The 20,947-nt window shown below is 68.8% G+C and carries 21 protein-coding genes; 7 read left to right on the forward strand and 14 right to left on the reverse strand.

What is annotated here, in order from left to right:
• The first annotated feature begins 97 nt into the window (after positions 1-97).
• Positions 98-1,462 (forward strand): ammonium transporter, encoded by a 1,365-nt coding sequence (locus LCL87_RS08835; protein ID WP_225018762.1) that lies wholly within the window; start codon positions 98-100, stop codon positions 1,460-1,462.
• Between the two features lie 135 nt (positions 1,463-1,597).
• The gene (locus LCL87_RS08840; RefSeq protein ID WP_225018764.1) at positions 1,598-2,134 is read left to right on the forward strand and encodes a MarR family transcriptional regulator; all 537 of its coding nucleotides are present in this window, start codon (positions 1,598-1,600) and stop codon (positions 2,132-2,134) included.
• Here LCL87_RS08840 and LCL87_RS08845 read toward each other — a convergent pair whose 3' ends face one another.
• The 6 genes from LCL87_RS08845 to glnT form a co-directional block, all read right to left on the reverse strand.
• Positions 2,135-3,181, reverse strand: a complete 1,047-nt coding sequence (locus LCL87_RS08845) for an iron-siderophore ABC transporter substrate-binding protein (RefSeq protein ID WP_225018766.1) — start codon at positions 3,179-3,181, stop codon at positions 2,135-2,137.
• Positions 3,182-3,292: 111 nt separating this feature from the next.
• Positions 3,293-3,940, reverse strand: coding sequence for an XRE family transcriptional regulator (locus LCL87_RS08850; RefSeq protein ID WP_225018768.1), 648 nt, complete (start codon positions 3,938-3,940; stop codon positions 3,293-3,295).
• Positions 3,941-3,995: 55 nt separating this feature from the next.
• Entirely contained in the window at positions 3,996-5,321 is a 1,326-nt protein-coding gene (locus LCL87_RS08855) for an FMN-binding glutamate synthase family protein (RefSeq protein ID WP_225018770.1), read from the reverse strand.
• A gap of 22 nt (positions 5,322-5,343) precedes the next feature.
• Positions 5,344-6,042 (reverse strand): GltB/FmdC/FwdC-like GXGXG domain-containing protein, encoded by a 699-nt coding sequence (locus LCL87_RS08860; RefSeq protein ID WP_225018772.1) that lies wholly within the window; start codon positions 6,040-6,042, stop codon positions 5,344-5,346.
• Complete coding sequence (locus LCL87_RS08865) at positions 6,030-6,926, reverse strand: class II glutamine amidotransferase domain-containing protein (protein ID WP_225018774.1); 897 nt, start codon at positions 6,924-6,926, stop codon at positions 6,030-6,032. The genes LCL87_RS08860 and LCL87_RS08865 overlap by 13 nt, the downstream gene beginning before the upstream one ends.
• 29 nt (positions 6,927-6,955) lie before the next feature.
• On the reverse strand, positions 6,956-8,320 hold the full coding sequence (gene glnT, locus LCL87_RS08870; protein ID WP_225018776.1) for a type III glutamate--ammonia ligase: 1,365 nt from the start codon (positions 8,318-8,320) through the stop codon (positions 6,956-6,958).
• A 282-nt stretch (positions 8,321-8,602) separates the two neighbouring features.
• Between glnT and LCL87_RS08875 the strand changes: the two genes are divergently transcribed.
• The 4 genes from LCL87_RS08875 to LCL87_RS08890 are packed head-to-tail and all read left to right on the forward strand — an operon-like array spanning position 8,603 to position 11,242.
• Positions 8,603-8,821 (forward strand): hypothetical protein, encoded by a 219-nt coding sequence (locus LCL87_RS08875; protein WP_225018779.1) that lies wholly within the window; start codon positions 8,603-8,605, stop codon positions 8,819-8,821.
• An 8-nt stretch (positions 8,822-8,829) separates the two neighbouring features.
• On the forward strand, positions 8,830-9,336 hold the full coding sequence (locus LCL87_RS08880; RefSeq protein WP_225018780.1) for a dimethylamine monooxygenase subunit DmmA family protein: 507 nt from the start codon (positions 8,830-8,832) through the stop codon (positions 9,334-9,336).
• Positions 9,337-9,338: 2 nt separating this feature from the next.
• Positions 9,339-10,280, forward strand: coding sequence for a PDR/VanB family oxidoreductase (locus LCL87_RS08885; protein WP_225019245.1), 942 nt, complete (start codon positions 9,339-9,341; stop codon positions 10,278-10,280).
• A complete protein-coding gene (locus tag LCL87_RS08890) occupies positions 10,277-11,242 on the forward strand; it encodes a heme-dependent oxidative N-demethylase family protein (RefSeq protein WP_225018782.1) in 966 nt (321 codons plus the stop codon). Before LCL87_RS08885 ends, LCL87_RS08890 begins: the two co-directional genes overlap by 4 nt.
• A 70-nt stretch (positions 11,243-11,312) precedes the next feature.
• On the opposite strand, the gene LCL87_RS08895 is transcribed toward LCL87_RS08890, so the two are convergent.
• From LCL87_RS08895 to LCL87_RS08920, 6 genes are all read right to left on the reverse strand, one after another.
• Positions 11,313-11,945: an MBL fold metallo-hydrolase gene (locus LCL87_RS08895; RefSeq protein WP_225018784.1), complete on the reverse strand. Its 633-nt coding sequence runs from the start codon at positions 11,943-11,945 to the stop codon at positions 11,313-11,315.
• Complete coding sequence (locus tag LCL87_RS08900; RefSeq protein ID WP_225018786.1) at positions 11,942-13,030, reverse strand: S-(hydroxymethyl)mycothiol dehydrogenase; 1,089 nt, start codon at positions 13,028-13,030, stop codon at positions 11,942-11,944. Before LCL87_RS08900 ends, LCL87_RS08895 begins: the two co-directional genes overlap by 4 nt.
• A 132-nt stretch (positions 13,031-13,162) precedes the next feature.
• A complete protein-coding gene (locus LCL87_RS08905; protein WP_225018787.1) occupies positions 13,163-14,428 on the reverse strand; it encodes a LuxR C-terminal-related transcriptional regulator in 1,266 nt (421 codons plus the stop codon).
• A 70-nt stretch (positions 14,429-14,498) separates the two neighbouring features.
• Positions 14,499-15,197: a hypothetical protein gene (locus LCL87_RS08910; protein ID WP_225018789.1), complete on the reverse strand. Its 699-nt coding sequence runs from the start codon at positions 15,195-15,197 to the stop codon at positions 14,499-14,501.
• 40 nt (positions 15,198-15,237) lie between these two features.
• Entirely contained in the window at positions 15,238-15,810 is a 573-nt protein-coding gene (locus tag LCL87_RS08915; protein WP_225018791.1) for a hypothetical protein, read from the reverse strand.
• Positions 15,811-16,230: 420 nt separating this feature from the next.
• Positions 16,231-16,461, reverse strand: coding sequence for a hypothetical protein (locus LCL87_RS08920; RefSeq protein WP_225018793.1), 231 nt, complete (start codon positions 16,459-16,461; stop codon positions 16,231-16,233).
• A gap of 63 nt (positions 16,462-16,524) precedes the next feature.
• Here LCL87_RS08920 and yczR point away from each other — a divergent pair, with 63 nt between their 5' ends.
• Positions 16,525-18,009, forward strand: a complete 1,485-nt coding sequence (gene yczR / locus LCL87_RS08925; protein WP_225018795.1) for a MocR-like transcription factor YczR — start codon at positions 16,525-16,527, stop codon at positions 18,007-18,009.
• Between the two features lie 56 nt (positions 18,010-18,065).
• On the opposite strand, the gene LCL87_RS08930 is transcribed toward yczR, so the two are convergent.
• Together LCL87_RS08930 and LCL87_RS08935 are read right to left on the reverse strand one after the other, a co-directional pair.
• Positions 18,066-19,232, reverse strand: coding sequence for an Ig-like domain-containing protein (locus LCL87_RS08930; protein ID WP_225018797.1), 1,167 nt, complete (start codon positions 19,230-19,232; stop codon positions 18,066-18,068).
• A 46-nt stretch (positions 19,233-19,278) separates the two neighbouring features.
• On the reverse strand, positions 19,279-20,688 hold the full coding sequence (locus LCL87_RS08935; protein ID WP_225018799.1) for an Ig-like domain-containing protein: 1,410 nt from the start codon (positions 20,686-20,688) through the stop codon (positions 19,279-19,281).
• Positions 20,689-20,947: the final 259 nt, after the last annotated feature.

The following is a 20,947-nucleotide window of genomic DNA, read 5'->3' on the forward strand; positions in this document are numbered from 1 at the left end:
CTGTTCACCGCAGCTACTTGCAGGCCTTACAGCCGCCGTTCACTCTCGGGTGACCTCGATTCCCCGTGTAAGACGGGCCGACGCAAGGTGGGCAGATATGGAGCAGGCTCTCGCGGCCGCCGACACCGCATGGTTACTGGCGGCCTTCACTTTCGTGGCACTGATGATTCCCGGCCTCGCGCTGTTCTACGGCGGCATGGTCAGCATCCGCAATTCGCTCAACATGATGATGATGACGTTCGGGTCGTTCGCCGTCGTCGGTGTGCTGTGGGTGCTCTTCGGCTACTCCACGGTTCTCGGTAACTCGTTGGGTGGCTTGGGTATTCTCGGCGACCCGCTCGAGTTCGTGGGGCTGGGGCAGCTGCTCGAACCTGCCGCGGAGCCCGGCCTGCCGCCGGCGTTGGTGGCCGGATTCCAGATGCTGTTCGCGGCCATCACGGTCGCGCTCATCTCGGGCGCGCTGGCCGACCGCATCAAGTTCGGGGCGTGGATGCTCTTCGCCGGCCTGTGGGTCACGCTCGTGTACTTCCCGGTGGCGCACTGGGTGTTCGCGTTCGACTCCGACGACGGCAGCGTGATCGGCGGCTGGATCGCGAACAAGCTGGGGGCCATCGACTTCGCGGGCGGCACCGCGGTCCACATCAACGCCGGCATCGCCGCGCTGGCCATGGTCCTGGTGCTCGGCAAGCGGCACGCGTTCCCGAACATGCCTCGGCCGCACAACCTCCCGCTGACGCTGCTGGGCGCGGGCATCCTGCTGTTCGGCTGGTTCGGCTTCAACGGCGGCTCCGCGCTCGCCGCCGACAACGCCGCGTCCGTCGTCGTGCTCAACACCGTCACCGCCGCGTGTGCCGGCATCTGCGGGTGGCTGCTGGTGGAGCGGGTGCGGGAGGGTCGTCCGACGTCGCTGGGCGCCGCGTCCGGCCTGATTGCGGCACTGGTCGCGATTACCCCCGCGTGTGGCGCGGTGTCGCCGATCGGCGCGCTGATCATCGGCGCCGCCGCCGGTGCGCTGTGCTGCTTCGCGGTCTCGCTCAAGTTCCGTCTCGGCTACGACGACGCCCTCGACGTCGTCGGCATCCACCTGGTCGGCGGCATCCTGGGCACGCTGCTGATCGGCCTGCTCGCGACCGAGGACGCCCCCAACGGCGTCGCGGGCCTGTTCTACGGCGGCGGCCTGAGCCTGCTGGGCAAGCAGGCACTCGCGGTGGTCGTGGTGTTGGCCTACTCGTTCACGGTCACGTGGCTCATCGCGAAGGCGATCCAGGTCACGATCGGTCTGCGGGTGCGCCCCGAGGACGAGCACGAGGGCCTCGACGTCACCGAGCACGGCGAGACCGCGTACGTCACCGAGACGATGGCCGTCACGGTGACCGGTTCCGGCCCCGTCGATCCCGCGGCCGTCGCGGACGCCGCGGAGGCGCTCGCCGGTCGGGTGTCGTCGGCCGAACCGCGCACGTAGGGGCGGTCCCGGCGCGACCGTTGCCCGTCGTCACCCGGCGGGCAACGGTCGCGTTGCCGTGTCGCAGCGGCCCGTGCGTCGTCGGCATAATGTTCGACGGCAGGGTTGTTCGAGAGACGGGATGTCGAGGCACGCATGAGCGAGGGCAGGGACATCGACGGCGGCGGTCCCGCGACCGGCGAGGACTTCTCGCGGTGGTTCGTCGAACGGTTCGCCGACTACTGGCAGTCGGCGGGAGCCTCACGGATCGAGGGGCGCATCGCCGGGTACCTGCTCATCGACGAGTCGCCGGGTGTGACGGCCGAGCAGTTGGCCACCGAACTCGGTGCGAGTCGGGGTTCGGTGTCGACGTACGTGCGCCGGTTGATCGACCGGGGCTTCGTCAAGCTGATCCGCAAACCGCGCGACCGAACCCACTACTACGCAATGGATTCGGACGTGTGGGGTGGGTTCCTCGAGAACGAGCACGCGTACCTGGAGAACCAGCGACGGCTGGCGACGGAGGCGCTCGCGCATACGAATCCCAAGGGGCCGGCGCACATTCGGGTGCTCAACATGCGCGACTACATGGGGTGGATCATCGACAACCGGATGCTCCGCAGCGAGTGGAACCGCTTCAAGGCGGAACGTGACGGCGGAGCATCCGGTGGCAACGAGGCCGGGACTGCCTGACTAGTTGGTGCCGGCGGGCTTGTCGAGCTTGGCGACGGCCTCGTCGATCATCGGGACGTAGCGCTCGAGCGACCACGGCACGGTCAGCGGGTTGATGATCGACGACCCGGTGACGAACGGCTGGTTGGTCGGTGCGACGACGGAACCGCGTGCGACGGCCGGGATCTGGGCGTAAACCGGCTGCGCCTCGGTCTCGGCGCGGTTGGCCGCGTCCGAGTAGAACGTGAACAGCAGGTCGGAGTCCTTCAGTAGGTGCGCGTTCTCGAGCCCGATCACCGACGAGTCGGTGCCGTCGGTCTCGGGCAGGGTGTTCACGATCGGATCGACCTGCAGGCCGAGGGCGCGCACCATCGCGACGCGCTGCTCGTCCGGGAAGAACACGCCCAGCGTGCCCAGCCCGGTGTTGTAGATGAACGAGAACGACACGTTCGCGTAGTCGGGGTGTGCCGCCGTGGCATCGGCGAACTGTGCCTTGATCTTCGCGATCTCCGCGTCGGCCTCGGCGGACTTGCCCATCGCCTTGCCGATCACCTTCATCTGGTCCTCCCACGTGGTCGTCCACGCCTTCTCGGCGTACGCGACGGTGGGGGCGAGGGCGCTGAGGGCGTCGTACTGCTGCTGCGTGACGCCCGACCAAGGCGCGAGGATGAGGTCCGGGTCCAACTTGGCGATGGCCTCGATGTCGATCTCGCTGCCGCCGGTGAACTGCTCCGGCAACTGCGCGCCGCGCTCGGTGACCGCGTCGTGGATCCACGGCAGGTAGCCGGTGTCGTCGCTGCCCCACTCGTACGCCTCGATGCCCACCGGCACGGTGCCCAGGGCGATCGCGGTCTCGGCCGAACCCATGCCCAGGGTGACGATGCGCTCGGGTTCCTCGGTGATGACGGCCTTGCCGAGGGCGTGCTCGATCGTCACGGTCTCGAAGTCGGTGCTGCTCGGCGTTGCTTCCGGCTCACTCGAACTGCAGCCGACGAGGACGAGGGCCGCGGCTGCCAGGCCGGACAGCAGGGCGGACCGGCGAGCGGTCCCTGATCGAGCGAATCTCATGGGGGAGCCTTTCGACACGGCAAGGTTGCGCCGGTGAGCATAGGCTTACCTTTGCTGTAATTTCAACTCAAATGAAAGTTCGCGATGCGTGGTGGGACGTCACCGTCCGGGCTACTCCTGATGGTTGTCCGGGTACGCGGTGACCGCGAGGAAGCGAATCGGCAACTGCACCAGTTCGTTCGGCCCGTGCAGACCCTCGCCGTCGAGCAGCAGCGAGTCGCCGGGCTTCAACCGGTACTCGCTCTCGCCGTGCCCGTAGACCATCTCGCCCTCGAGCATGTAGATCAGCTCGGTGCCCGGATGCTGGAAGAGCGGGAACACCTCGCTGGCGTTGGTGAGGGTGACGAGCACCGGTTCGAGGCGCTTGTGCTGCCCACGGAGCGCGCCGAGCAGTTCGTAGTGGTGGCCGACGCGGGTGCCGCGCCCGACGATCACCGCACCGCTGCCGGCCTCGACGAACACCGCGTCCCGCGCGGTGTCGGCGCCGCGGAACAGCGAGGTGACGGGCACGTCGAGTCCGGCCGCGAGGCGGGCGAGCGTCGACAGGCTGCACGACGTCTGCGCGTTCTCGATCTTCGACAGCATCGCCTTGGAGATGCCGACCTTCGCGGCCATGTCGCCCACCGAGAGTCCGCTCGCCAGGCGCAGCTTGCGGACCTGCGCGGCGATGACGCGCTCGAGGTCGACGCCGGTGGGGGTGTCGGCCGGCACCTCGCGTTGGGCGGTGTCGTGGTGCACGGGGCGCTTGGACGGGCTCATTGCCTCACAGTAGCGCCCCGTCCACTGGCAGTGGACGGGGCGCAGTGGGCGAGTGTCAGAGCCGGCCGGGGATCCAGTCGGTGCCGGCGAGCGGGACCCGGGCCATCGCCGACGCCTCGACGGTCAGCGCGACGAGGTCCTGCGGTTCGAGGTTGCGCAGGTGCGACTTGCCGCACGCGCGGGCCAGGGTCTGCGCCTCCATGGTCAGCACCCGCAGGTAGTTCGCGAGCCGGCGTCCGCCCTCGATGGGGTCGAAGTTCTTCTGCAGCTCGGGGTCCTGTGTGGTGATCCCGGCGGGGTCGCGGCCGGCCTGGAAATCGTCGTAGAACCCGGCCGCCGAGCCGAGTGCCTCGTACTCCTTCTGGAAGCGGGGATGGTTGTCGCCCAACGCGATCAGCGCGGCGGTGCCGATTGCGACGGCGTCCGCGCCCAGGGCCATGGCCTTCGCGACGTCGGCGCCCGAGCGGATGCCGCCCGAGACGATGAGCTGAACTCCGCCCGGTACCCGGTGGACGCCCAACTCCTGCAGCGCCTGCACCGCCTGCGGGATCGCGGCGAGGGTGGGGATGCCGACGTGCTCGATGAACACGTCCTGCGTCGCCGCGGTGCCGCCCTGCATGCCGTCGACGACGACGACGTCGGCGCCGGCCTTCACGGCGAGCTTGACGTCGTAGTACGTGCGGGTGGCGCCGACCTTGACGTAGATCGGCTTCTCCCAGCCGGTGATCTCCCGCAGCTCGATGATCTTGATGGCGAGGTCGTCGGGACCGGTCCAGTCCGGGTGCCGGCAGGCGCTGCGCTGGTCGACGCCGACGGGCAGGGTGCGCATGCCGGCCACGCGGTCGGTGATCTTCTGGCCCAGCAGCATTCCGCCGCCGCCCGGCTTGGCGCCCTGGCCCAGCACGATCTCGATGGCGTCGGCCTTGCGCAGGTCGTCGGGGTTCATGCCGTACCGCGACGGCAGGTACTGGTAGACGAGGTGCTTGGACTGGCCGCGCTCCTCGGTGGTCATACCGCCGTCGCCGGTGGTGGTGGAGGTGCCGACCTCGCTTGCGCCGCGCCCGAGGGCCTCCTTCGCTCGGCCGGACAGCGCGCCGAAGCTCATGCCCGCGATCGTGATCGGGATGTCCAGGTGCAGTGGATACTTCGCGTTCCGGTCGCCGAGCACGACGTCGGTGTCGCAGCGTTCGCGGTAACCCTCGAGCGGGTACCGGGACATCGACGCGCCCAGGAACAGCAGATCGTCGAAGTGCGGGAGTTTGCGCTTGGCGCCCCAGCCTCGGATGTCGTAGATGCCGGTCTCGGCGGCGCGCTGGATCTCGTGGATGACGTCGCGGTCGAACGTCGCGGATTCGCGCAGACCGGGGGTGTGCGTGGTCATGGGGCCTCCTGGAAGTGGTGCGTCAGTACGACGAGGCGTTGTCGACGTGGAAGTTGTAGAGCTTGCGGGCCGAGCCGTAGCGGGTGAACTCGGTGGGGTCGGCGTCGAATCCGGCGGCGTCCAACAGTTCCCGCAGTTCGGTCAGGTGTTCGTCGCGCATCTCCTTCTTGATGCAGTCGGCGCCCAGCGAGGCGACGGTGCCGCGCACGTAGATCCGGGCCTCGTACAGCGAATCGCCGAGTGCCTCACCGGCGTCGCCGAGCACGACGAGGCGTCCGGCCTGACCCATGAACGCGCTCATGTGGCCGATGCTGCCGCCGACGACGATGTCGACGCCCTTCATCGAGATGCCGCAGCGGGCGGCGGCGTTGCCCTCGATCACGAGCAGTCCGCCGTGCGCGGTGGCCCCCGCGGACTGCGACGCGTTGCCGGTGACGCGGACGGTGCCCGACATCATGTTCTCGCCGACGCCGACGCCGGCGTTGCCGTCGATCGTCACGCTCGCGTGCTGGTTCATGCCGGCCGCGTAGTAGCCGACGTGGCCCTCGATGCGTACGTCGATCGGTGCGTCCAGGCCGCACGCGAGGGCGTGTGCACCGGCCGGTTCGACGACGCCGACCGACGCCGGGGCCGCGGTGGCCTGCAGCGCCGCGTTGAGGGCGCGGGTGCCGACGTCGGAGACGTCGTACGTGGTGGTCGGGGTGGCGGTCAGCGGTGCCATACGTAAACCTCTTCCGGTTCGGGTTCGAAGATGCGGGCGCCCTCGATGCCGGGCAGGCCGGCGAGCGCGCGGTACTCGGACGCCATCGCGACGTAGTCGGCATGCTCGGCGATGATCGCGGGCTTGCACGCGATCGGGTCGCGCACCACCGCGAACGAGTCCTGCGTGGACACGAGCAGCGTGTAGAAGCCGTCGAACCGCTCGCCGAGCAGCCGCAGCGCCTTCTCCAGGTCGACGCCCTCGGCGAGCTGCTTCGCGACGAAGCGGGCGCCCACCTCGGTGTCGTTCTCGCTGTCGAACGCGACGCCCTCGGCCTCGAGTTCCCGCTTGACGCTCAGGTGGTTGGAGAACGATCCGTTGTGCACCAGGCATTGGTCCGGGCCGACGGCGAACGGGTGCGATCCGGTTGCGGTGACCGCGGATTCGGTGGCCATGCGGGTGTGCGCGACGCCCTGCCAGCCCGACGCCGCGGGCAGCCCGAACCGGTGCGCGAGGTCCACCGGATCGCCCATGCCCTTGAGGACCGTGACGTCGTCGCCGAACCCGATGAGTACCGCGCCTGTCGCCTCTGCGAGTGCGGCGTCGGCGAGCGCCGACGCCGGAACCGGTGCGTGCAACAGCGAGTTGGTGCCCACGTCGATGCCGGTGACGGCGACGCCCAGCGCGTCGCCGACCCTGGCGGCCAACGACTCCGCCGCGACGCCGGCGCCCAGCAGCGACACCGTCGCATGTCCGGCGGGCGACCAGGTCGGGTCGCCGTAGATGGCCATGCCGGCCGAGTCCGGCCCGCGGTCGACCATCTGGCCGAGCATCCCGGTGAGCAGCTCACCGAGCCGCGGATACAGCGAGGGCTCCCGCAGGTGGAGCCCGACGATTCCGCACATGTGTTGTCTCCCTTGATTTCCTGTGGCTGTCAGAAGGCAGTGAGGTAGCTGTCCACCTCCCACGGTGTGACCGTGCTGTGCCATTCGAAGAACTCGTCCCGTTTGAGGGCGGTGAAGTAGTCGGCGACGCCCGGGCCCGCGGCGTCGAGGGCGCCGGCGACGACGGAGTCCTGCGCGAGCGCATCCATCGCGTGCAGCAGCGTCATCGGCAGGTCGTCGGGGCAGATGCCGCCGCCGGGCTCGCCGGGGTCGGTGCCGCGGCGGATGCCGTCCAGCCCGGCCGCGATGGTTGCCGCCGACGCGAGATACGGGTTGGCGGAGCCGTCGCCGCCGCGTAGTTCGACGCGGTTGGCGTCGGGCACCCGCAGGTAGTGGGTGCGGTCGTTGCCGCCGTACGTGGGCCGGCGCGGCGACCACGTCGCGCCGCTGCTCGTCGAGATCGCCCCGGTTCGCTTGTAGGAGTTGACCGTCGGGGCGAGCACACCCTGCAGCCCGCCGGCGTGCTCGAGGATCCCGCCGATGAACGCGTACGCGGTGGGCGAGAGGCCCAGTCCGCGCGGGTCGGCGCGGTCGGGGAACACCGGTGCACCGCCGCGCCACAGCGACAGGTGCATGTGCATGCCGCTGCCGGTCCGGTCGGCGAACGGCTTGGGCATGAACGTCGCAGTCATGCCGCGCTGCTCGGCGAGCACCGAGATGAGGTAGCGCAGCGTCACGACGCGGTCGGCGGTGGTGAGGGCGTCGGCGTACTGGAAGTTCTGCTCGAACTGGCCGTTGCCGTCCTCGTGGTCGTTGGCGTAGTTGCCCCAGCCGAGCTCGTTCATCGCGGCAGAGATGGCCGTGAGGTGCTCGTACATGCGGGTGACGTCGCGGGCGTCGTAGCAGGGGCGGCGGGAGGTGTCGAGGGTGTCGGCGGTGCGCAGGCCGCCGTGCTCGTCGCGGTCGACGAGGAAGTATTCGATCTCGGTGCCGACGTTGACCTCGAGTTCGAGGTCGGCGGCCTGCTCGAGCACCTTCTTCAGGATCACGCGCGGCGCGAAGGGCCACGGCTCGCCCTGCACGTGCGGATCGCAGTGCACCAGGGCGAGACCGGGGCGCACGAACGGGATCGGGGTGAAGGACGTGGCATCTGGGACGGCGACCAGGTCGGGGTCCTTCGGAACCTGGCCCATCGCCCCGGCGGCGTATCCGGCGAAGCCGACGCCGTCCTCCTGCAGTTCGTCGACGGCCTCGACCGGGACGAGTTTGGCGCACGGCTTGCCGGCGAGGTTGGTGAACACGGCCAGGATGAAGCGGGTGTCGGTGGACCGAGCGAGCGTCGCGAGATCGGGGATGTCCGCCGTGTCTGCGCCGGGCAGGCGCATCACGGTGAGATCTGCGGGGTCGAGCGCCATGTGAACTCCTCGGGTGGTCCGACGATGTTTCCTTAAGTGAATCGCTGTTGCATGTCAGGAAACATAGCATCCATGACGAGTGCGTTACGGGCGGGTGAGGTTGTGGTGACGTCTCCTCCGGCGTCCGCTCCACTCGTCGACTTTTCGGGAAGGGCTGGGCGCGAGGAGAATTCGGTTACAAGGATTAACCGACGTGTAATCGTCGATGGGTTTCATCTCACTATCGTGCGTTTCACGCCAGCGATCGGCGTTCTCTCCCGACTTCCCATCCGAGGAGCAGTCATGTCCGAAACGACCACCGCGCCCGCCTTCCGGGTCACTGCCGACTTCTGGAAGTCGCTCCCACCGATGCCGCCGGACGACTTCCCGGGCGCCGAGGGCTTCATTGCCGACGTCTACCCCAACCCGGACGGCTCGGCGAGGGCCGTCGGGTACTCAGAACTCGGGCGTTGGCGTTCTACGTCGGCCTGCGGTCGTTCGCGCCGTAGGGGCCGGCGATGAGCGTGTGTATGGAGACGACCAGCGTGCCGCGCTGGGACGTCGAGCCGGGTGGGCCCGTCGACGGTGGGCGGTACGTCACCGTGCTGTCGTTCGGCGGCGCCGCCGAACCGCGGGCGAGGACGCTGGTCACCGGGCTCACGGGGCGCAGGGTCAGCTGGCTGAGGATGCCGCCGGGCTGGACGGCGGGTGCGGAGGCGGTGCTCTCCCGTGAACTCACCGCAGCCCGCGTCGGCTGGCGACTCGCCCTCGTCGGCGACGAGGTGACGGTGCTGCAGGCGCGGGCGTTCGCAGTGGAGGCGGGAGCGCTGGGGCAGGAGATCCTCGCCGACGTCGTCGACACGGAACTGCGCCGCGTGTACTGCGCGCACTGTCAACGGATCCACTCGACCGGCGCGGTGCTCGGCGGCACCAGTGCGTGCCCGTCCTGTGCCGCGAACCTGGTGATCTACCAACATGTCTCGCGCCTGCACGGGGCCTACCTCGGGTATCTGTGCGATGCGGAGGAGCGCCCGTGACGATGCTCGTCGTCGACGCCGTCACCGACCTACCCGGACGCGTGCGTCAGATCCGCTTGACCGATCCGGACGGCGGTCCGCTGCTCTCGTTCACGCCGGGCAGCCACGTCGTCGTGTCCTGCGGGATCGATCCACAGGGGCGGGCGCGACGCAATGCCTACTCGCTCACCGGTGCGGGCGTCGAACCCGATTCCTACTCGATCTCGGTTCGCCGCAACGACTCCGGACGTGGCGGATCGCGGTGGATGCACGGACTCAGTCGAGGCGAGAGCGTCGACGTCGGCGGCCCGCGCAGCGCGTTCGCTCCCGTCCTCACGGCGCGGCACCATGTCCTGGTCGCCGGTGGCATCGGTGTCACCCCCATCCTGTCGCACGCGCGGGCGGCGGCACGGTGGGGCCGATCGTTCGAGGTGCACTACGTGTTCCGGGAGGACGACGGACCGCATGTGGACGACCTGGCCGCGGTGTGCGGGAGTCGCCTCGCGACCTACCGTTCGGCCGACGCGTTGTGGTCGGTCCTCGGTCGGGCGCTGCTCGACCGTCCACTCGGATCCCACCTCTATGCGTGCGGGCCCACGTCGCTGATGGAGGAGACAGCGCGGCGGGCTCGGGGTGTGGGCTGGCCGGGCGCGCGAATCCATCTCGAGCACTTCGGGATCGGCGACCTGGATCCCGGGCGGCCGTTCGTCGTCCGGCTGTCGCGCTCGGGCATCGACGTCGAGGTACCGGCCGGCGTGAGTGCGCTCGAGGCACTCGAACGGCGCGGGGTGAGTGTCCCGAATCTGTGCAGGCATGGCGTGTGCGGCGAGTGCCGCACCGCCGTCACCGGCGGCGCCGTGGAGCACCGTGACCTGTATCTGTCCGACGACGAGAAGGCGGCGGGGGACTGCATGATGCCGTGCGTTTCCCGCGCCGCCGGAGCACGATTGGAGCTGGAACTGTGAGTACGGCAACGGACTACCGGGTGGCCGCGCGCATCGCGTCGTTCCCCTTTCCCTTCCCCCGGGACACCTACCGGTACACCGCCAACGTCGAGCCCGCGGGCGCGGCCTTCCTGGACGTCGGCGAGAGCTATCACGCGGAGATCGCCGAACGGGAGCGGATCCTGGCGGTCGACCCCACCCGGTTCCAGGCGTTGCCGCACATGGAGATCGCGCAGTGGGACGCGCTGCTCGAGATCATGCGCGGGCTCGCGGCGGCGTACCCGCGCACCATGATGCTCGAGCGGGACGGACGGATGTGGCGGTGGACCAACCGGGCGTTGGACGTCGAGCAGGCGTTCGTCTACGGCGAGCGCTCGACGCTGCCGGAACCGCCGCTGCGTTTCATCGGCCGGCAGATCCAGGAGGACGTCGTGCTGCTCGATCAGCGCGAGGGGCAACTGTGGGGCGATGCGGGGCTGGTGACGTTCGCGGCCGACTGGTCGCTGCGGTTCGACGTCGGGATGAGCTTCCTACAGATCCACGGACCGGTTCCGCGGGTCCACACCGACGGTGTCGTCACGCGCGCACAGAACTTCCTGATGCGGCTGCAGACCGGCGAGCGGTACCGGCGCACCAACTGGACTCTGACAGTGGACGGGCGACTGGACACCTCCACCGAGACCTACCCGGAGTGGGGACGGGACCGCCGCACGCTCGCCGAGGGCCCGCTCTCGGAGGTGGGGGATCGGCTGCACCTGCGCGTCGAGGTCCAGCATCTGATCCGGCTCGGCCAGTCCGGGGCGATCATGTTCCTCGTCCGCACGCATCTGCTGTCGTTCGCCGATATCGCCCAGGTGCCGGAGTGGGCGCGGCGGCTGCGGTCGGTATTGGCGGAGTTGCCCGACGACATGGCCGAGTACAAGGGCATCACCCGCATCCGGCGGCCGGGCGTCGACTGGCTCGACCGGTACGCCCTCGCCTGATCGTGCCGTGGCCGAATGTCACACGCGTTCAGTCCAACTGATCGCATGTGACATTCGGCCGGGCAGGGTGTCAGTGACCGCGCGCGATCCACTCCTCGAGGTGCGGCGCCTCGGTGCCCAGGGCGGTGTCGTCGCCGTGGCCGGTGTGGACGCGGGTCTCCGCCGGCAGCGCGAACAGCTTGTCGCGGAGCGACCCGATGATGGTCGGGAAGTCCGAGAACGAGCGTCCGGTGGCGCCCGGTCCACCCGAGAACAGGGTGTCGCCGGAGAACAGCTCACCGGCCTCGGGCAGGTACAGGCACGTGGAGCCGGGGGAGTGGCCCGGGGTGTGGATGGCCTGGACGTCGGTGCCCGCCACCGAGATCCGCTGGCCGTCCTCGAGCGCAAGGTGGCGGACGCCCGGGTGGGTCATCTGCCACAGCACGTCGTCGGCCGGGTTCAGGTAGATCGGGGCGTCGAGCTTCTCGGACAGTTCCGGCGCGACCGTGACGTGGTCGTTGTGCCCGTGCGTGCACACGATGCCGACCACCTTGCGGCCGCCGACGGCGTCGATGATCGGCTGCGCGGTGTGCGCGGCGTCGATCACCAGCACCTCGTCGTCGTCACCGACGAGCCAGATGTTGTTGTCGACGTCCCAGGTGCCGCCGTCGAGTTCGAACGTGCCCGACGTGACGACCCGGTCGACCCTGAGCTTGCCGCTCACAGGACCACCACCGAGCGCAGCACCTCGCCGCGGTGCATGGTCTCGAACGCCTGCTCCACGTCCTCGAGCTTGATGCGCTCGGTCACGAACTTCTCGAGCGGCAGACGACCCTGCTGGTACAGGTCGACGAGCATCGGGAAGTCACGCTCGGGCAGGCAGTCGCCGTACCACGACGACTTGAGCGAGCCACCGCGCGAGAAGAAGTCGACGAGCGGCATCTCGAGCGTCATGTCCGGGGTGGGGACACCGACGAGGACGACGGTGCCGGCCAGGTCGCGGGCGTAGAACGCCTGCTTCCAGGTCTCCGGACGGCCCACGGCGTCGACCACGACGTCGGTGCCGAAGCCGTCGGTGAGTTCCTGGATCGCCTCGACCACGTCCTCGACCTTGGAGGCGTCGATCGTGTGGGTGGCGCCGAGTTCGACGGCCCACTCGAGCTTCTTGGGGTCCCGATCGATCGCGATGATCTTGTTGGCGCCGGCCAGGCGCGAACCCATGATGGCGGCGTCGCCGACGCCACCGCAGCCGATGACGGCCACCGAGTCACCGCGGGTGACGTTGCCGGTGTTCATCGCGGCACCCATGCCGGCCATGACGCCGCAGCCGAGCAGTCCGACGACGGCCGGATCGGCGGTGGGGTCGACCTTGGTGCACTGGCCGGCCGCGACCAGGGTCTTGTCGGCGAACGCGCCGATGCCCAGGGCTGGGGTCAGCTCGGTGCCGTCCTCGAGGGTCATCTTCTGCTTGGCGTTGTGGGTATCGAAGCAGTACTGCGGGCGACCACGCTTGCAGGCGCGACACTTGCCGCACACCGCGCGCCAGTTCAGGACGACGAAGTCGCCCACCTCGACGGTGTCGACACCCTCGCCGACGGCTTCCACGATGCCCGCGGCCTCGTGGCCGAGGAGGAAGGGGAACTCGTCGTTGATGCCGCCGTCACGGTAGGTGAGGTCGGTGTGGCAGACGCCGCACGCCGCGATCGCGACGACGGCCTCGCCCGGGCCCGGATCCGGGATGTTGATGGTGACCAGTTCGACGGGGGCGTCCTTCGAGCGGGCGATGACGCCCCGTACCTGCTGCGGCATGGTTTCTCCACTCCAATTCGGTCGACGTGAACGCACGCGCACACATGGTGAGGTGCGCATCCGACTACGAGGCTAGTCACCGGCGGGCGGGACCGGGACTGGTCGACCGGAGAGGTGGACCTGGCCGAACGGTCAGGGGATGGGTCGGACGCCGGCCTCTCCGGCGAGCGCGGCGGCCTCGGCGCGCGTGGCGACATCGAGCTTGCGTAGGACGCCGGCGACGTGGAACTTCACGGTGCTCTCGCTGACACTCAGGCGCTCTGCGATGGCGCGGTTGCGGCGGCCGGCGACCAGATGGCCCAGGACCTCGAGTTCGCGCGGTCCGAGATCGCTCAGCGCGTGGTGTGCCGGCGGCGCCGTCGTCGGTGTGTGCAGCGGCAGGGTCGCGACGACGCGGGAACCCCAGCCCGACGTCGACTCCGCCGTCAGGGTGCCGTCGAGGGTGTCCACCCGCGGACGGAGCTGGCGTTCGAGATCGGCGGTGTCGGCCAGGCCTCGACCGTCGTCGCGGATGTCCACCACGAGTTCGGATTCCGAGCACACCCATGCGACGCGGATCCGGGTGAGGTCGGTCTGCGTGGACAGTGACAGCACCGCGCCGCGAACCACCGCGCGGGCGCCGTGCGCGACCTCGCCCGGCACGGCACGGCCGTCGACCGCGGGTTCCACGAGGTCCAGTTCGAGATCGCGGTGCCGCAGCAACCCACGCAGTTCCCCGCGCAGCCGCGCGAACGCCGTGACGACGGATTCCTCGGCGAACTCGCGGTGCGTATCGACCGTCGTCCGCAGCCGGATGAGGGCATTCGACGCCGCCTCGCGGGCCGCCGTTCGGGCGCGGGTGTCGTCGAGGTCGCCGGACCGCAGCGTCGCGAGCAGGGTTTCCAGCGTCGTGGCGTGGACCTCGGTGAGTTCGGCGATGGTGCGGGCACGCTCGGCCGATGCGGCGCGGGACTCGGCGAGGTAGGCGGGGCTGGCGCCCTGCACCTGCAATTGGATGCCGGTGGCGACGATGCCGAACATCGACCGGACCGACTCGAGCGGCCGCGTTCGCGACGGTGTGCCCGCCGGGACGATCACGAGCAGCGTGTCGGTGCGGTCCAGTATCGCGTACACCTCGCGCGGCCGCCCCGCGATCGCTGCGGGCCCGCGGAAGATCTGTCCGGGTTCGAGATCTGCTCGCAGGGAATCCAATTCGGCGATCGTCACCCGGTCCACGATGTCGGGGTCGCCGGCGACCTTGCGGGGTCGGCCGGTGCACTCCCGCGTGAAGATCACCAGCGCGGTGTGCGGCACGGTGTCGGCGAGCAGCGCCGAGAACCGGCGGCCGATGTCGGACAGGCGGCCGACCAGGACGTCGCGCAGGCCATCCAACACGGCCTCGATCCCGTTCTCACTCACGCCGTCACGATATCGGCAGCGGCGGATGAGCCCCCGACGGTCCCATCCGCCGCTGCCCGGTGTCAGGTGGTCACAGGCCGAGCAACTGCTCCAGCGAGCCGAACGACACCGACTCCAGCGACCCGAATACCGCACCGACATCGGTGTCGGTGTCGTTCGGATCCTCCGGAGTGACCCCGGAATCGTCGGTTCCACAGGTGGCGGCGGTGAAGGCGGAGGCGTGAGCCGCGGGATTCACGACGATCGGCCCCGGCGGGGGCGTGGGCTTGGGTTTGGGCTTGACGATGATCACGACCTCGACGTTCTCGACGTTGCCGTTGCCGCCGGGAGCGGGATTCTCGACGGGGATGGTGCCGTCGCCTCCCGGGTCTCCCGGGCCGTTCTGGGAATTGTTGCCGCCATTCTGGTTCTGGTAGTTCGCAAGGATCTGCGCGAGCTCCTCGGCTGTCAACGAATCCGGATCTGACACCTCGACGATGATGGTTCCGGGGTTGCACGGATCGGCTTTGACGATTGGCTCTTCGGCCATCGCCGGCGCGGCGAAGACCACCGTTCCGGCGGCCACGGTTGCGGTCGCGGCAACGATTCCGCGATACCACTTTCTCGACATGTTTTCTGCCTTCCCGACGTTGAGCTGGTTTCCGGTAGAGGTGAACGCGATCCGGATGACACCGGATCGGAATGAAGCGAAATGGAAGCTTCGCTGGTGAAAGATTTCTGACTCGGGTGGACCCGACATCGGCACGGCGGGTGGGGTTCGTTGACCCACCCGCCGCTTCCCCACGTCGGGTCGATCGGAGCGAACTCGGTCAGGAACCGAATGCCAACTTCAGCACGTCGAACAGGCCGGCGAGCGGGTTCTCCGGCGTCGTGGTCTCGTCGGTACCGTCGCCCGGCGTGGGCGTGCCCGTGCCTTCGCCCGGTTCGACCCCGCCGCCGGTCTCGCCACCGCCGGTATCGGGCTTGGGCGTGACGACGACCTCGTTGTCGTCCTCGTCGACGGGGTAGTACTTGACCTCGTTACCGTTGGGGTCCTTGACGATGACGTAGTTCTCGCTCTGGCCGCCGATCGGTTCGTTTTCGACGGCGTAGTACTTGACCTCGTTACCGCTGGGGTTCTTGACGATGACGTAGTCCTTGACCTGGCCTCCGTTGGGGTCCTCGACGATGACGTAGTCCTTGATCTGGACACCGTTGGGGTCCTCGAGGATCACCTTTTTCGGCACTTCCTCGACGTTGCCGGGTTCGTCCTGGATCCAGATCGTCACGTCGTCCTCGTAGCCGGGGGCGCCCGTCGCGGCGGCGGTCGCCGGCAGGAAGAACGCGCCTGCTGCGATGGTGGATGCGATGGCGATCGTTCTACCGCTCAGTCTTCTCGGCATTCTCGACTCCTTCACTGGGGTGGGGTTTCGGTAGGGGAACGCGGATTTGCCGTGGGATGATCGGGCGCGAACTGGAGTCGCAATTCTCTGATCGAGAAAGTGGCCCCACGCTGACTGCCCGGGGAATTCCATGTTTGTAACTCTCAGTGCCGTGGAACTCGATTCACGGGCTGTGGACGTGCACTTTCTGCACCGATGGAATGTTTTGACGATCCGGGCCGAGACGCGGATGTGCGGCGCAATTCCGTCGACACATGAATGCTCCTGTATTGGTGTTTCGAGTGTTGGTAGGGGAAACAGTGATCACTAAACACCTGTAGACATGGACATATGGGTGAATCTTCTCTGGATCGATAAAGTAGCTCCATCGGGAGAGTGTCGCCGTTCCGGCAGGGCTGCCCGCGTGAGGCCCGTGTGGAATCAGTCCAGTGCGCGGTTGCTGGACCGCATGTCCTCGGTTTGGATCGGGTTGGTGTCGGGGCGCCCGTCCGACTTCGAGGCGTCGGCGCCTTCGTCGAAGATTCCCGCCAAAGGTGCTGCTGGACGGAACTGTTCGAGACGAAAGAGCTTTCCCGGACGATCCTTGGGCATGTAGTGGTAGACGAATCCGGCCAGTGCGGCGAGGGCGGCGAGGGTGATCAGGGTGCTCATGTGGACCAGTCTGGGAAGCTATTGGCTTTGAAATGAAGGGCCAGACCGGGCACGCTGGACTGCATGATGATGCATGCACTGAGCGCGCGGTCCCTGGCTCGTGATCTCGGAGCCTGGCACGACAACGGTGGACGGCGGGCGTCCCGCCCGGCGTACCGTGCGCTCGCCGACGGCATCCGACTGCTGGTGCACGACGGTCGGGTCCCGTTGGGCTCGGCGCTTCCCAGCGAACGGGAACTCGCGGCCGAACTCGAGCTGAGCCGGACCACCGTCACCTCCGCGTACGCCGTGCTGCGCGACGAGGGTTACGTGCTGAGCCGGCAGGGGTCGAGGACCACCGTCGCACTGCCGGATTCGGTGAACCACGCTGCGGTGCAGCAGCGGCCACGTCACCTCCCGCCGTCGGACGAACCGCTCGTCGATCTCAGCTACGCGGCGATGGTGGCACCGGTCGTGGAGGTCGAGGAGGCGTACAGTGCTGCCCTGCAGCAGCTTCCGCCGTTCCTGGCCACGCACGGCATGGAGCCGGTGGGTATCGCGACGCTCCGGGAGGCCGTCGCCGCCCGCTATCGCGCGCGTGGACTGGAGACGTCGACGGACCAGATCATGATCACGTCGGGCGCCCAGCACGCGCTGCGGCTGCTGCTCGGCGTGCTCACCGCGCCGGGCGAGCGCGTTCTCGTCGACCATCCGACGTATCCCAATGCGCTGGAGGCGATTCGGCGGGTCGGTGCGCGGCCGGTTCCGGTGCCGGTGCGCCCCGAGGGCGGCACGTCGCGGGGTTGGGACCTCGATGCGATTCGGAGCGCCGCCAGGCAGACGGCGGCTCGGATGGCGTACCTGCTGCCGGACTTCCACAACCCGACCGGGCTCTGTCTGGACGAGCCGGGGCGTGCGGAACTGGCGCGGATCGCCCGCGAGACCCGGATGACCCTGGTGGTGGACGAGACGATGGTGGACGTCTGGCTCGACGCACCACCGCCGCCGCCGGTCGCGGCCCTCGCCCGCGACACGTCCGGTGCCGACGTGGTGACGGTCGGCTCGATCTCCAAATCGCACTGGGGCGGCATGCGGGTCGGATGGATTCGCGCGAATCCGGAGCTGATCACGCGACTCGCCGGCTCCCGCTCGGCCCTCGACCTGGGCACGCCGGTCATGGATCAGTTGGCCGCGGCGCACCTGCTGGCGCTCGGTGACGAGCCGATCGCGGAGCGCCGGGCGCTGTTGCGGGCGCAGCGTGCGGCGTTGCTCGACGAGCTGTCGTCGCGGCTGCCGGACTGGGTGCCGACCGTCGGGACCGGCGGTATGTCGTTGTGGCTCCGGATGCCCGCGCCGGTGTCCACGGCGCTGGCCGCGACCGCGCCGAGTCACGGCGTCGTGCTCGCGGCCGGCCCGCGCTTCGGCGTGGAGGGCGCCTTCGAGCGTTTCATCCGCCTGCCGTACGCACGCCCGGTGGACGAACTCCGACGGGCGGTGGCCGGTGTGGCCGCGGCGTACTCGGCGCTGGGTGTCGGCGCCGAGGCCGTCGAACCCGCGCTCGTGGTGTGAGGACGGTGGTGGGTGGGGCATCGAATGTCCCACCCACCACCGTTCGAATCAGTCGATCAGGAACCGAGCGGCGCCGTCAGCGAGCCCAGCGACGGCAGCTCGAGGGAGCCGATCGCGCTGCCGGACCCACCGCCCGCGACCGCGATCGCGGCGTCCGCGGACAACGACGGCCGGAACGTGCCGTTGCCGACGTACCGCGCGGACACGTTGTGCGAACCACCCGTGAACTCGTGGGTGATGGTCGCCCTGCCATCGATCAGCGGCGCCTCGCCGACCACGACGCTGTCGACGAGGAATGCGACGTTGCCACTGTTCGGGGTGGGGGAGACGGTGGCCGAAAGTTGGACCTTTTCACCGGCATTCGCCGTCTCGGGCACCGCGATCTCGGTGGTCGTGACGTTGCCGGTCTGCTCGCCGACCGCAATCGTGGCGAGCGGTCCGCCGCCCCGGTTCAGCGGCGCCGAGTCCTCCTTGGCGTCCTTCGGCACGCACCTCGTGGGTGCCCACTGGTTGCCGCCGAACACGGCAAGGGCGAGGAAGGTGTTGTAGTTGCCCTCGTTCCCCAGGTTCGCGGCGGCCCCGGCCGTGCGCAGCTTCGGCGCGATCTCGCCACCGGCCCCCGCAGTCAGCGTGACGTCGATCGCCGGCAGCTGGAACCACGTCGAACCGTCGGTGCTGGGGGTGCCGTCCAGGTACTGCTTGGTCTTCGCGGCGACGACACCGCCGACACTCTTCTTGTCGGCCTTGGGGCTGTTGCCGATCACCTCGTTGTCGCCGGACAGGCGCAGGATCGTGCCGGCCTCGTCGACGTCGCCGTCCTCGTTGACCAGCAGCACGTTCGCGGCTGTTCCGGAGAGGCCGATGCCGCTACCGGGGACGACCTCCGCGCCGACGAACGTGGCGTTGTCCGGCAACTGGTAGTCGAGCTTCATCCGGGACACGTTGGTGGTGGTGGCACCGGTGTCCTTGTCCGGGTAGGCCGAAGGCGCCGGCTGGACGCGGTACGTGAACGTCTCGCCCGGATCGACCCGCGAGGGTGCGTCGACGGTGAACGCGTGCTGAGCGGTCTTGTCGACGGTGAGGAGCGCCGCAGCGCGGCACTGAGCGTTGAACGGCGTGGTCGTGGTCGCGGCCGATGCCGGGGACCCCGACAGCACGAGTCCGGCGGCGATGCCGGTTGCGCACAAGGGGACGAGATATCGCCTGGCCGAATTTTCAGTCATGTTGCATTCCTTGGCAATCGCAGTAGGGGAGGGAGGGAGTGCCCGGTCAGGAGCCGAACGGCAGTGTGAGAGAACCGAACGACGGCAGTTCCACGGAGCCGTTCCCGCCGCCGGGGCCGATGACCGTGACGGTGGCCGCGGCCGACGTCGACGGGTTGGCCGCGATGTGGCCGCTGTAGCGCGCGGTGACCTGGAAGGTCCCGGCGTCGGCGAAGGTGTGACCGATCGATGCGAAGCCGTTGACGACCGGCACAGGTTCGCCGATGGGGGTGTCACCCACGTAGAACTGCACGGTGCCGCCGTAGGGCGCCGGCGCGACGTTCGCGGTCAGGGTCACCGGGATGCCCGGGATCGTGGCCGCCGGGGCGGTGACGGTGGTCGTGGTGTCCCCGGGCTGGGCCGCCGAGATGCTCAGCGGTGCAGGCGCGGACGTCGATGTGACGAATCCGGTGCCCGTGAACACCGCCGTGACCGAGTGTTCGCCGGCCTCCTCGAAGATGTGTGCGGCCGTGGCGATACCGTCGACAACCGGCACCGGTGTGCCGAGCGGCGTGGTGCCCGAGAGGAACTGGACGGTTCCGCCGGCCGGCAGCTGCGCCGTCACGGTCGCGGTGAGCGTGACCGGCTGACCGGCCCGGCCGCTGTTGGGTGCCAGCAGGGTGGTGCTGGTGGCCAGATCCTTGTGCTGGACCTCCAGCGGGGTATCCGCCGAGGTGGACGGGGCGAACCCGGTGTTGCCGGAGAACCTCGCGGTGACGGTCCGGGTGCCGGAGTGCAGGAAGGTCGCCTTGATGCTGGCGGTGCCGTCCGTGAGGATCGACGTGGCCGTACCCAGTGGGTCCTCGCCGTCGTAGAAGGTCACCTTGCCGTTGGTGCGGATCGGCAGGATTCCGCCGGACTGCAGGGACACCTTGGCCTTGAGGGTGGCCTGGACACCGGTCTCGACGACGCCGTCGACCGGCAGGACCTCGACGACCGTGGCCACGTCCTGGTCGACGGCGGTGATGGTCCCCTGGGTGCTGCTCGTCGCGGCGGTTTCGGTGACGCCGGTGATCTTGCCGCCACCCAGGTACTGGACGGTGACAGTGTGCGGTCCGGCCGTCGTGAACGTGTGCTTGAGCGTGGCGAGTCCGGTGCTTCCGGCCTTGATCTGCGCACCGGTCGGGGCGCCGTCGACCAGGAACTGGACCATGCCGCCGTTGACGCCCTTGTTGGCGTCGACACCGAATGTCTGTGACTTGAGGTCGATCTCGATGCCGGTCTTGATCTGGGTCGGCATGGTCAGATCGACGCGGGTCGCGAACTCGGTCGGTCCGGGTTCGTCGGCGAGGAGGGTCGGTGAGCCGGTCTGGACGTTCGGTGCGGGTTCTGCGGTGGCGCTGCCCGTGAAGAAGAGCAGGGTGCCGGCTGCGGCGGCCACTGTCGTGAGCGCTGTTCGGCGCCATCGGTTCGTCATAGGTGAGACTCCTGGATTCGGAATGCGAGCGTTCTCGATTTTGGAGTGGAACGTGTTTCACCTAACACGCATTTGAAACCGGGCATAAGCGGAATTGACGCTTGATCGATCAAGAGCAAAACTGAACGACCGTCCGGCTCGTTTTGGCCTGAAATCGACTGTGCAGGTACATGACTCGAGAGTAGGAAATCGGTCCGGCGTCGAGGTGGGGGCGTCGAATTGCCCCGGTTGCGCTACCGAATCGGGGTCGAGAACCTGT

It is taken from the genome of Prescottella equi (assembly GCF_020171745.1).
Classification (GTDB): Bacteria; Actinomycetota; Actinomycetes; order Mycobacteriales; family Mycobacteriaceae; genus Prescottella; species Prescottella equi_A.